This is a genomic window from Achromobacter xylosoxidans, assembly GCF_002192695.1.
Lineage (GTDB): Bacteria > Pseudomonadota > Gammaproteobacteria > Burkholderiales > Burkholderiaceae_B > Achromobacter > Achromobacter xylosoxidans_C.
Map to the genome: position 1 here is coordinate 3,888 of NZ_MTLG01000091.1, position 14,060 is coordinate 17,947.

The window sequence follows — 14,060 nt, forward strand, 5'->3', positions numbered from 1 at the left end:
ATGAGCATGAAGAAACTGGCGCGCAAACTCTGGACCGGCCGTTCCTCCCGCGAGGTGCAGCAGTCCCTGTTCCGCAGGCGGCCGCTCTTCGAGGCGCTGGAGCGCCGTTATCTCATGTCAGCCGAACTGCTGGTGCCGCCGCCGCCGCCCACGAGCGACCAGGCTCCCTTGGTGGCGCCGGCCGATCCTGCCGCCGGCGCCCAGGGCAAGAAACCGAGCGCGCCCGGCTCGCATCCCTACCTGGTGGAACGGGCTGCCTTCAAGGCCGTCACGCAGCACAGCGAGATGCTGACGCTGGAACAGTACGCCAAGGCCAACGCCACGCGCCAAGGCGACGCCAAGGCCTGGTTGCCCGGGCAGGAGTCCAGCCAGGCCAAGCCGGCTGTGAACATCCCCGGCTACACCACGAACTCCGAACAGACGCCGGTGCGCCAGATCATTTTCGTGGACCCGGCGGTGGACAACGCCGAGCAGATCGTCCAGGGCCTGTATGGCCTGATCAGCGGCAAGACCGAAGGCCTGGACGGGTTGGCCAGGCCCACCGGCGATGGCCCGCAATTGCAGGTGCTGCGCAGCCACGACACCGAGATCATCGTGCTGGACGGCCGCTACGACGGCGTGGATCAGATTACGCAGGTGCTGGGCCAGCACCGGGACCTGGCCGCGGTGCAGATCATGAGCCATGGCAGCGTGGGATCCCTGACGCTGGGCACGGCCACGCTGGGTTCGGGCCAGCTGGACGCCTACAAGGACCAGTTGCGCGCCTGGGGCGACGCCATGTCGGAAGACGGCGACATCCTGCTCTATGGCTGCAATGTGGCGGCCGGCCGCGGCGGCATCGCCTTCGTCGACAGCCTCGCAGCCATCACGCGCGCCGACGTGGCGGCGGCCACCCATACCGTGGGCAGTGCCGCGCTGGGCGGCGACTGGGTGCTGGATTACCGTCGCGGCGTGATCGATGCCAACACGGTGACGGTCGCCAGCTGGAACGGCGTGATGGCCAGCGCCACCGGCCTGCAAAGCGGCGGCTCGACCCTGCAGGGCGTGGCGGTCAATGATCATTTGATCGGCTATGGCAGCAACAACACGTTCGTGTTCGACAATAACTCGACCGCCGCGGTGACGACGATCGAAGTGCGCCAGGGCATGAAGCTGGATAACGGCGTCTGGGTGCGCAACGAAGACGACGACAACAGCAACAACACGCTGGATTTCTCGGGCATCCGCGGCAACGTCACGGCCATCATCAGCAACAACGATGCCTACCAGATCTCGTACTCGACGGTGGACGCCAGCAACAACTGGACCCAGCGCGTCGTCAACGTGGTGTTCAAGTCCGCCGATGGCTCGCAAAGCCTGAAGATCGGCGACAAGACCTTCAACCTGATCGGCACCGCCCAGAGCGGCAAGACCATACTGGATTACAGCGGCTATGCGACCGGCGTGACGGTGGACCTGTCCGGCCCCACGGCGGACTCCAATGGCGAAGAGATTCCGCCGCCGCCGCCGACCGGGTTCGGCTATGTGCGGGCGATCAGCGGCGTCAAGGGTTCCACACAGGGCGGCAATAGGATCACGGTGGTGGGCGACACCACGGTCACGATCAACAGCTCGCAAGACATCATCAAGGGCAGCGGCGGCGGCAATACCTACATCGCAGCCGCCGGCACCCTCGGTTTCAACCTGACCCAGCAGGCCGGCCAGAGCGGCAACACACTGGATCTTTCCCAATTCGGCGCAGACGTCACGGCCCGCGTGCAGACCGGCGGGGGCATCAGCGTCTTCATGGGCGCGGGCGTGGCGGCCGACGGCAGCGTCAACGGCCTGGCGACCTCGCTGGTCAGCAATCTCGATGTGCAGATGTTCTTCGGCGTGGCGGGCAGGACCACGCTGGATTACTCGGCCTATGAAGACAACGTCACCGTCAACCTGAACTTCCAGGACGGCAATACCGGTCTCTACGACGCCAGCGGCTTGGGCGGAGTGCTGAACATCAGCAACATCATCGGCGCGGGCGGCGAGTACGGCAACGACATCGTCGGCAGCCTCGGCGACAACATCATCACCGTGGCCAATGGCCGCGGGCAGAACCGCGTCAGCGGCGGCGGCGGCAACGATCTGGTGATCGGCAACCTGGCCGCGGGCGGCGCGACCGAATACATCGCGGGCGTGGAAAGCGACGCCGCGCTCAGTGGCGACAAGACCTCGGCCACGCTGACGAACACGCCTGCGGGCGCGGGCGCCGCCAGCACGGTGACCCTGCGCGGCGTGAACGCCGTGACCTTGCAGGACTATCGCACCATCGACGCCGCCGCGGCGGCGGGCAGCAGCAATCACGCGGCCACCAGCGTCACGCTGGACGGCACGAATTACCGCGGCGACCTGACCCTGATCGGCAGCGCGGGCGCCAACGTCCTGCTGGGCGGCCTCGGCCACAACACCTTTACCGGCTACCAGGGCGCGAACCAACTGTGGGCGCAGGCGGGCGCGCAGAGCAACACGCTGGACGAGAACGGCCAGTGGAATTTCAACTTGACCAATAGTCTGCTGTCGGCGAGCTACGCCTCCGACGGCACGCCCCTGGTGACCGGGGTGCCGGTCCCGACTCTGAGCAACACGCTGCATGGCGCCTTCAGCGACGCGCGCCTGAACGGCGGCCTGGGCTCGACGCTGATCGACGCGTCGGCCTTCAGCGGCAACACGGTGCTGGTCAGCGGCCTGATGGCGGGCGGCGTGATCCGCGCGGGCTCGGGCGACAACACCCGGCACCAGGTCATGCTGCTGGGCGGCCGCTACAACCTGCATGGCGGCACGGGCGCCAATGCGGCCACCGAACTGGTGGTGGCGGCGGACGGCCTGACGGGCACGGACGGCGCGGGCTACCAGTCGCAGATGGCGGCCAGCGGCGGCGTGGGCTATGTGGCGTTCCAGCAGACGGGCGCCACCGGCTGGATCCAGCGCGCGGCCAACGAGTCCCAGGCCACTGCTTCCACCTATGCCGGCATCTCCAGCGTGCGCGTCGTCAGCGGCGAGTACGGCAACTGGGTCGATACCTCGCGCTTTGCCGGGACGGCGGTGCTGGATGGCATCGCCGGCTTGTCCAACTATTTCATCATCAGCAATGCCTACGCCACCCAGGTGATCGGGTCGGCTGGGTCGAACACGATAGAGCTGTCCACGGGCGGCAAGAACGTGGCCCTGGACAACGGCCAGGTGAAGATCGGAACGGGCGCGTCGCAGGTCAATAGCGCGTTCACCAACGTCAACGACTTCCGCTTCGTGGTGGAAGGCAGCGGCGCCAACACCGTGGACACCACGGCATACACGGGCGTGACCACGCGGACCTACCTGTCGGATCTGACCTCGGGCTACACGCCGGCGGAAGGGCCGGCGCTGGCGTTCCTGTTTCCCAGCCACGCCAACGCGCGGGTCGACGTCGGCCTGGAAGGCGTGCGCACCATCCAGGATCTGCTGGACGCCATCGGCGCCGGCATCATGGTCGACGCGGCGGGCGAGCCGCTGCGCATCGCGGCCGGCGGCCCCAATGCCGGCAAGCTGATTCCGGCCAGCGACAGCAGCACGCCCTGGGATTATCTGTACGCGCTGACGGCCAGCCTGGACGCGCAGGGGCGTCTGCGGATCAGCTACAGCCAGGACGCGATCGCGGCGGGCTACTCCGGCGTGTTCTCGCTGGCGCCCGGCATGCAGGCCGCGCTGAACGCCGATGGCACGGTGTCGAACTCCACGGTCAGCCTGTCGGATGCGGCCTACAAGCTGGGCCTGATCGCTGCCGGCCAGGTGCAAAGCAGTTCCAACGGCGCGGGCGTCCTGACGGGTGCCGCGCTCGCCATCGGCCATCAGACGCAGTTCGTGCTGGCGGGTTCCAACTCGACCATCCGCTCGGGCGGCGGCGACAACACTTTCGTCGTGAATTACGGTCAGCTTGCCCTGAATACCGGCGCCGGCAACAGCATCGCCACGCAAGCGGGGGCGCGCAACAGCCTGTTGGTCAATACCAGTGTCGGCGCGGTGCTGTCGAATGGCAATGTGCATTACGTCGACGGCGGCTCCAATGCGAGCCTGGTGACGTTCACAGGCGCGCTGTTCTCGGACGCCACGGTCATCGCCACCAACACCAGCGGCGCGACCACGCTGGACGCCAGTGCCTGGACCCCGGACGTCACGCTGGCCACCCGCGGCGGCTATGACACGCTCAAGGGCAATACCAACAACGTGTCGTTCGTGGTGACACAGCCGGCGGACACCGCCGGCGGCACCGTGACCGTGACGCTGGCGTCCAACAGCGGCAGCGGCAACAGCCTGCAGGTCATGGCGCTGGGCGGCAGCGCCGCCCTGTCGAACCTGATCTCCACCACCGGCACCATTGCCGGGGTGACGCTGGGCGCGAACACGGACAAGCTGGACTATGTGCTGGACATCGGCAGCGGCACGCTGGATCAGGCGCTGACGGTCAGCGGCCGCAACGTCATCATCCGCGGCCAGTCGTATTCGGTGCTGCAGAACATCACGCTGGACGCGGGCTACGCGCTGCGTCTGGAAGGCGAGAAAATCACTGTCGGCGCCACCAGTGGCGCCAATATCGTGCTGGCGGCCGGCGCGGTCGAGCTGGCGGCGCAGCGCTACCGTCCGTGGCGCAGCGCGGTAGCCCAGATCTACAAGCTGGACGCCGCCATCACGATCAACAACGCGACCCTGTGGGCCAAGGACACGGGTGGGTCTGGCGTCAGCCTGACCAGCAAGATCGACAGCAAGGACTACGACCTGGATCCGTTGATCAAGAACGGCGCGAACCAGGGCGGCGTGCTGGGCACGCTGGCGGGCGGCGTGAACTCGGCCTTCGACGCCTTGATGAAGTTCCTGGACGGCGCGGGCGCCATGGCGGCCTGGGCCGGCATCGAATACAACTCGTCGATCAAGGTCGGCGCGCAGGCGCGCCTGGTGTCCAACGGCGACGTGACCATCACGTCCACCACGTCGGCCACGGTCAAGCTGAGCCCGCTGGTCGCCAAGATCGCCGGCATCGCCGTGGGCGTGCTGCAGAACATGTCCACCATCGATGTGCAGGGCACGGTGATCGCGTCCCGCGCGATCACGATCAAGTCCGACCTTACCAACGAGATGGAGATCGGACTGCTGCCGGGCCATGTGGGCGCGGTACCCGCGGTGATAGGCGTGGGCGTGGCGGTGATCATCAGCGAATCCACCGTGCACATAGGCACGGGCGCGAGGCTGGAAACGGGCCTGCTGCACACCGCCAACCCGGACGCCGCCACCGTCAGCGGCGTGGGCGGGGACGTCACGGTCCAGGCGCTGACCAGCCACAAGAGCACGATTTCGATAACGGCTGCTGGCGCAATGGCCGAAAGCGACGACACCAAGCCAGTGACGGGGACTGACGGCAAGATCGATCCGTCGAAGGAGACGGGCAAGTACAAGGCCGGCTACGCCAAGGTGGGCGTGGCGGTGGGCTTCGCATACAACCAGCTGACCACCGAAGCCTACATGGACGGCACGGTGGTGGCGCGCAATGCGGGCAAGGTGACCGTCGAGGCCCGGGCGCAGGACGCCGGCAGCGCGATCGCCGTCAAGACCATCCTGGGCGGCCGCGCGGCCACCGGCAGCGATTTCCTCACGGCGGCGCAGACCGAGGCCAAGAACGCGGCCATCGCCAAGACCGTCAGCCCCATCGTGGGTGGCGCCTTGGGCGGCCTCGGCACGGGCGTGCAGTACGTCAAGAGCTTCTTCAGCGCGCTGGTGTCGGAAAGCCGGGGCGGCAAGTTTGGCGCCAAGATCACGGAAATCAAGCAGGAGAAGGACGCCGCGGACCGCGCCGAATACGATTCGGACATCCAGAAGGAAATCGACAACCCCTCCACCGAGTTCCAGGTCGGCGCGGCGCTGGGCATGTCGATGAACAACATCACCACGACCGCCCGCATCGGCAACGGCGTGGTGGCGGCCACGGTCAGCACCGCGGGCGGCGACGTCACCGTCAACGCGCAGACGCAATACAACACCCGGCTCACCATCATGAGCGGGGTGGACGACCAGGCGATTGCGGACAAGCAGGCGTTCCTGAACAAGAAGAACAACCTGACGACCAATCAGCCCGAGCGCGCGCCCGGCCCGGACGGTTCCGATTTCGGCGCGGCGGCGGCCGTGGTCATCGGCATCGACAACGTCGCGACGCGAGCGACCGTCAGCCAGCTGGCCACCATCAGCACCTTGGGCGGCGACGTGGCGGTCACCGCCAGCACGCTGAACCAGATCGACCCGATGAAGCTGTGGCTGGTCAATCTGTACGCCCCGTTCGACGGCATCAACACCAAGTGGAACGCAGCCGACGGCACCAAGGCCAAGGCAGAGGTGGCGGGCAAGGCGGCCGCGTCCTTCCTGAACAATCTGCAGGCCACGCTGACCAGCACGGGCGGCATCTCGTCCAGTTTCAGCAGCTGGGCCAGCGCCACGGCCAAGAGCAAGAAGCTGGCCCTGTCCGGCGCGTTCACGGTGCTGGTGCAGGACACCAAGACGCAGGCGCAGGTGGCGGGCAAGGTCAATACCACCTTGGCCGGCGGAGTGGCGGGCGACGTGAAAGTCCAGGCGGAGAATTCCTCGCAGCGCCTGAACCTGGTGGGCAACATCATCCTGCCGTCGATCTCCCTGGGCGGGGCCAAGTCGCTCCAGCAGGCCGCTCCGCGCGGCGCTTCCGAGAGCCGCTACAGCTATGGCAAGGACCGGGTCAAGGGCTTCCTGACCCCGAAGTACCAGGGGTTCGACTACGGCAGCAGCTCCAAGGAAGGCTCGGCCATCGGCGTGTCGGTGTACGTCAATGCGGCCAAGCACGAAACCCGCGCCGTGGTCAGCGACACGGCCGAGATCAACTCGGGCAAGCTGACGGTCGATGCGGACAATGAACTGGTTTCGGTGACGCTGGGCGCATCGGGCGGCCAGGCCAAGACCCTGGCGCTCAACGGCGTGGTGCTGGTCAATTCCACCAGCGCGACCACCCTGGCGCAGGTCGGCCGGGGCGCGCGGATCGCGGCCGCGGGCGCGGCGGACATCCAGGCGACGGACGCGACCTGGGTCGGCACGGTGGCGGGCGCCGCCGCCGGATCGCAGGCCGTGGGCGTGGGCATGAGCGTGTCCATCAATGACGTCAACCGCTGGACGCAGGCCCTGATCGGCGACACGCTGCGGGTGGCCGACGGCGCGCCCACGGGCTTGCCGGTGGGTTCGTTCTCGGCGGCTTCGCTGACGATCCGGGCGGAGAACAAGGGCTTCGTCGGCAATCTGGCCGTGGCGGGTTCGCGCGTGTCCAGCCCGGTGGCGGGCGCGGGCGGCGGCACGGGAGCGGGCGCCGGAGGCTCGGGCGGCACAGGAGGCACGGGCACCAGCATCGATGCCATCAAGCTGCCCACGGGCCAGGGCGCGAGCGATCCCGCTGCGCCGGCCACGAGCCTCGGCTCCAAGCTGGAAGGACTGAGCGGCCAGGCCACACAGCTGACGCAGGACGCGGGCGCGGCGCCGGGCAGTCCGGCTTCGGGCGGCGCCGCCAGCCAGCAGTCCAAGACGGGCGTGGCGATTTCCGGCGCGGTGGCCGTGAACATGGTCAACGACTTTGCGCAGGGCTACGTTAACGCGGCCGGCATGACGATCACGATAGGCGGGGACGCCAAGATCGAGGCGCTGAACGGCACCCATGGCCTGGCGCTGTCGGGTTCGGCCGCGCTGGCGCAGTCGGATACGGCCAAGTCCAATGTGGCCGTGGCGGGCGCGTACAGCATGAACATGCTGGGCGGCGAGGCGCGCGCCCAGGTGCTGGCCGTGGGCGAACTGGTGGTGGCGGCTGATCTGGCGCTGGCTGCGCGGCGCACCGGCGTGGCCGTGACCATCGCCGCCGGCATGGCCGGCGCCAAGGGGCAGAAGGGCGTGGCGGTGGCCGGTTCTGCCGCCGTGGGCGTGGCGGACTACGCCAACATCGCGCTGCTGGGCAACGCGGCCAAGGTCAGTGCGCGCGACGTGACGCTGGAGGCCCGCGACCTGAGCGTGCTGGCCACGGTGGCGGGCGCAGTCGCAAGTTCCGACGGCAAGGCGGGCGTGGGCGCGGCGGTGGCGGTCAATGTCAGCACCAGCAATGTCGAGGCGGGCATCCACCAGGTGACCGAGCTGTTGTACACGGGCCGTGTCGATGTGTCGGCGGAATCCACCCAGGTCGCGGTGGGCTTCGCGGGCGCGCTGGGCGCGGCGCGCGATGGCACGGGCGCGGGCGGATCGGTATCCGTCAACGTCATGTCCAACCGCGTCGAAAGCTATCTGGTCAACAGCAAGGTCGTCTACAACGGCGCCGCCAGCGGCAGCCACGACGTGACTGTGCGGGCGCAGGACAAGACCACGCTGGTCGCGGTCACCGGCGCCGCGGGCGTAGGCAAGAAGGCGGGCGTGGGCATCGCCGTCAGCTACAACGAGATCGGCAACGCCGTCATGGCCGGCATCCAGGGTTCGACGGTGGACACCGGCGGGCATGGCGCGGTCAAGGTCAGCGCCAAAGACACCTCGTCCCTGGGCGGCGGGGCCGTCGGCGTGGGCGTGGGCATGGGCGAGGCGAAGTTCGCGGGGGCGGGCTCGGTGCAGGTCAACCGCGTCGGCTCGGCCGTTGCAGCCTATGTGCTGCCCAGCCGCGACGGCAACGGCGTGGTCACGGCGCGCAGCCGCATCGACGCCTCGTCGCTGACGGTCGAGGCGACCGAGAACAATACGCTGGTCGCGGTGACGGGCGGGGTCGCGGTCACGGCCGGCGGCTCGGTGGCCGTGGGCGCCTCGGTCAGCGTCAACGAGTTCAGCTCGCGCACCAGCGCGCTGGTCGAACACGCGGATGTGGACGTTAGCGGCAAGGTGGACGTGTCGGCGCATTCGTCGCCGTTGCTGGTATCGGTGGGGGCGGCGGGCGCGTTGTCCAAGAAGTTCGCGCTGGCCGGAGCGGTCAACGTCAACATGATGCGCGCGGCCACCGAGGCCCGCATCAGCGACAGCACCGTCAAGGCCGGCAGCCAGGCAGGCTTCTCGGGCGACGCCGTGCGCGTCAATGCCTCGGACGCCTCGGCGCTCTACGCCATCACGGTGGCGGGCGCGATCGCGACCCAGGGCGCGGCGGTGGGACTGGCCGTGGCCGTCAACATCATGGGCGGCAATACGGCTTTCGACCGCAATCTGCTGGCCTTCAACAATACGACGCTGGCCGATTCGGGCGCAGCCGTCACCACCGTGGGCGTGGCCGACAACGGCGGCGCCGCCGCCAATCCCAAGGTCGCGGCTTCCATCCTGCGCAGCGACGTGCATGCGGTGCAGGGCAACGTCAACGTATACGCCGGCCTGGTGGACCCCATGGCCGCGGGCGGTAATGCCCAGCTCAACGGCGGTGGCCAGTTGCCGGTGGGCGACGGCGACATCCGCGTGGACCAGGGCGGCAGCACGCTGACCTTCACGGGCGACGCGGCGGCGGTGATCAACGGCGCCAAGGACGACAGCGGCAACGCCGGCATGCCGGGGCAAGCCGGCGCCACGGGCGGCGAGTTCTCGGGTTGGCAGACCGGCGACGGCGTCTACCTGAGTTCGGGCGCGGGCAACATCACGCTGGCCGATGGCACCGCCTTGCGCAACGACCGCGTGTACTACGTGATCCGGCGCGAAGCCGCCGCCGGCCAGGCCATCATCCAGCTGGCGGATACCCAGGAAGACGCGCTGCGCGGCAAGGCGTTGCAATTCGGCAGCGTGGCCAACCTGTCGGCCATAGGCTTTGCGCATGTGCGCATGCAGGAGGCCACCAGCGTCAACCTGCAGCCCTTCCACGGCGTGGATGCCGGCGTGACGGTGAACGCCGCCACGCAGACGCTGACGCTGGCGCAGCCGTTTGCGGGCGTGCAGGAAGGCTCGGCCATCGTCTACAGCGGTTCTGTCGGCAACAACGGCCAGATCGAGGACGTGCTGGCCAATCGCATCCTGGCCCAGGGCAAGGATGTGCTCAAGGTGGGCGTGACCTACTACGTGTTCAACCTGAGCGCCGACCAGCGCTCGTTCCAGCTGCGCGACGGCCAGGGCAACCTGGTTGATTTCAGCGGCGCGGCGGTGGGCGGCGCCTTGCAGCGCTTCAGCGTCAACAATCCGGCGGGCGCGGCGCTGAACCCGGACGGCAGCCTGACGCTGCCCAAGGCCCATGGGCTGGCCACGGGCGACAAGGTGGTCGTCAACCTGGCGGCAAACGGCGTGCTCACCGGCCTGTCCAATGACCACGTCTATGTGGTCGAAGTCGTCAACAGCACCACGCTGCGCTTCAAGGACGTGAACGGCGCGCCGGTGGCGCTGGCGACCCTGGGTTACGTGTCGGAGTTCAACGCCGGCACCAAGCGCTACGAGTATTTCCGGGCGGACGCCAATGGCGTCAAGCTGCTGGACGCGCAGAACCAGCCGATTCCGGTCAACCCGGACGCGATGATCGCGTTCACGCAGGTTGCCCTGGTGCGCCAGACGTCGCAGACCTCGACCAGCACGGGCAGCGACGGCACCCAGAACACCAGCATCACCCAAGGCACGCCGACCGACGCAACGTTGTCGGCCTCCGCGGCCCAGAGCCAGGTCATAGGCGAAAACAGCTTCTCGTTCGCCAGCGACGCGGGCCTGGCCACGGGCGACGTGGTCATTTACCGCAGCCAGGGCGCGAATATCGCCGGCCTGGTCGATGGCCAGCGCTACTACGTGATCAACGCCTCGCAAGGCGGCGCCTTCCGCTATCAGTTGGCGAGCTCGCTGGAGAACGCCCGCGACGGCATCGCCATGAAGCTGGGCGCGGCCACGGGCACGGGCGGCATCAGCCTGCAGAAGGCGGTGGACCGCATCACGTCCGGCGGCCTGATCTCGCTGGACATCGGTTCGTTGACCCAGGGCCATGCGCTGAGCAACAGCATGTTGAGCATCACGGTGGCCGGCGCGGGCGGCAAGTCGCTGGGCGGCGCGGGCGCCGTGGGCGTGAACATCTCACGCTCCGAGGTCAGCGCCATCATCGACAACACGGGTGCGGCGGCCGGACAGAAGGTGCGGGCCGAAGCCGGCGCGGTGTCGGTGTCGGCGCAGGACGCCAGCCGCATCGTGACGGCCACGGGCGCGCTGGGCATCTCCCTCACCCAGGGAGCATCGGCCGCCATCGGCGCGTCGGTGAGCGTGGCGGACATGCGCAACGACGTGCGCGCGGCGATCGCGCAGGCGACCGTCGAGGCCCAGGCCGTGCAGGTGCGCGCCGAGGAGCGCGCCAGCATCTACAACGTCTCCGTCGGCCTGGCCGGCGGCGCGGGCGTGGCGGTAAGCGGATCGCTGGCCGTCAACACGATCAAGAACACGGTGCATGCGCAGATCCGAGACTCGTCGGTGACGGCGACCTCGGGCGATATCCGTATCGCCGCGCGCGACGTGGCCAGCATTGCGGCGCTGGCCGGCAATGTGGCGGTGTCGGTGGGCGGCCGCGTGGCCGCCGGCATGGCGTTCGCGGTCAACCAGATCTTCGATACGGTGTATGCGGGCGCGCTGCGTTCTTCCCTGTCGGCCACCGGCGATATCGTGGTGCTGGCCGCCTTTGCCAAGCCCGACGACCTGTCGCCGGGGTTGAACGCGCAGATTTCGACCATGGCGGTCAGCGGCGCGGTCGCGGCCGGCGGGTCCGGCGCCAACGTGGGCTTTGGCGGATCGGCGGTCCTGAACTGGATTGCCAATAGCATCAAGGCCGAGATCGGCGAGACCGCGACCGGACAGGACGTCGCGGCCGGCGGCGACATCGTGGTCCGGGCCAGCGATGAATCCACCATCAACAGCCTGGCGGGCGCGGTGGCGCTGGGGCTGGGATCGCAGGGCGCGAGCGTCGCGGTGGGCGCCAGCCTGTCCTACAACTATCTGGGCGGCGCGCCCGCGGGCAACGCGCGCGAGCATTCGATCTCGGCGCAGATCCGCGACACGCAAGGCGCCGTGCGCGGCGCGCACGTGCAGGTGGCCTCGCTCTTCAAGGGGCAGATCCATAACGTGACCGTGGCGGGCAGCGTGGCCGTGGGCACGGCGGCGGTGTCGGTGGGCGGCGCGGTGTCGGTGAACCGCCTGAACAGCAAGAACGAGGCCGGCATCCGCAACGCGCGCCTGGTCGAGGCGCTGTCGGCGGGCGGTGCGCCGGGCGTGGCCGTGCAGGCCCGCGACGACGGTTATGTGCTGGCCGTGGCCGGCGGCCTGGGCGTGGCGGTGTCGCCAGGCAGCGGCGCGGGCATCGCAGCCGGCGTGTCGGCTACCCACAATGCCGTCAACAATCAGACCCGGGCCTATATCGACGGCAGCAGCGCGGGCAACGGCAGCCTGAACACAGCCCTGGGTTCGGCGCATGGCATCGCGGTGGACGCGATCAACGAATCGCGCATCGTGTCGGTATCGATAGGCGTGGCGGCGGCAGTCGCCGTGGGACAGGGATTTGCCGGGGCGGGCGCCGGCGCGGGCAGCGGCAATACCATCGGCGGATCGGTGGAGGCCACGCTGAAGAATGTGGTCCCGCTGAACAATGGATATATTGCCGGGGACGTACGCGTCAACGCCGAAAACACGGGCAGCATCGTGACCGTCGCAGGTGCCTTGGCGGTGGCGGTTTCCGCGGGCGGCATGGGCGCGGGCGCGTCGGTGGGCGTGTCGGTGGCGATCAGTGAAATCAGCACGACGGTGCGTGCGCTGATCGAAAACTCCGTGATCTGGACGAATGGCACGGGTCAGGGCGTCACGGTATCGGCGTCGGACCGGGCCACGATCACAGCCATCGCGGTGGGCGGCGCGGTCAGTGTGCAAGCCGGCAGCGCCGGCGTGGCGATCGCGGTCGGCACCAGCGTCGCGGTCAACAAGGTTTTCAATACGGTGCACGCCGATATCCGCGGCGGCAACATCCAGACGGCAGGAGCCAGACTGTCCGTCAGTGCGAGCCAGCAGGCGGAAATCCTGTCGGTGGTGTTGGGCGCCTCGGTGGCGGTGTCTGTGGGCGACAGCGCCAATGCCGCCATCGGCGGAGGGGGCGCGCTGGCACGCAATGTCATCTCGGGCAGCGTGCAGGCCCGTATCTCGGATGCCTTCATTAGCACGGAGGGTTCGGGCGGCGTGAAGGGCGCGCTCGACGTGCAGGCCCTGGGCCTGTCGCAGATCAACGCGGTGGTGCTGGGCATGTCCGCGTCGGTCTCGGTCAGCCACTACGCCGCCGCTTCGGCGTCCGTCGGCGTGGCGATGGCCGAGAACGTCATCGGCTACGAGGTCAACAGCGCCGGCCAGGTGGTCGCGCTGGGCGCGGGCCGGCCGGCCAACGAGATCGGGGCGTCGATCGACCGCAGCACCGTGACCGCGGGCGCCGTCGCGGTGGGTGCCAGCAATGTGAAATTCAAGGCCGACGGCAGCGTCGACCGGCAGCAAAGCATAGACGCCGTGGTGGTGGCGGGCGCGGTGGCGGTGTCGGTGGCCTACGCGCCGCCCATCGTCGACGGCGCCAGCCTGGCGGTATCGGGCGCGGGCGCGGGCGCCAGGGCGGTCAACAAGATCAAGACCGCCATTACCGCCCGCATCACCGATCAGGGCCAGGCCCACGCCTGGAATGCCGCCAGTGTTTCCGTCATGGCGACGGATCAGTCGCGCATCGATAGCACGATCGCCGCGGTGGCGATCTCCGTGGCGGTGTCGCTGGGCGCGACCGCGTCGCTGTCGGTAGCCGTGTCGCTGGCCCAGAACGAGATCGCCAACGACACGCTGGCCAAGGTCGACGGCGTGAATTTCACCGGCGCGCCGGTGATAACCGTCAAGGCCGACAGCAAGGCCGACATCCATACCGTCGCGGTGGCGGTGTCGATCGCGGCGGGCGTCAGCCTAGGCGGAATTTCGCTGGCGGGCGGAGGCGCCGATGCGCGCAACGTGATCGGCTCGTCCGCCGTGGCGATCATGGAAAACTCGCGCGTCAGCGGCAATGGCGCCAATGCGCTGACGATAGACGC

General features: G+C 68.7%; 1 protein-coding gene (only partly in view). It reads left to right on the forward strand.

Annotated elements, in window-relative coordinates:
- Window positions 1-14,060, forward strand: part of the annotated coding region (locus tag BRO63_RS23455) for a DUF4347 domain-containing protein (protein WP_179215198.1) (this coding region is incomplete at its 3' end). 13,132 nt of the annotated region lie beyond the right edge of the window; 14,060 of its 27,192 annotated nt are in view.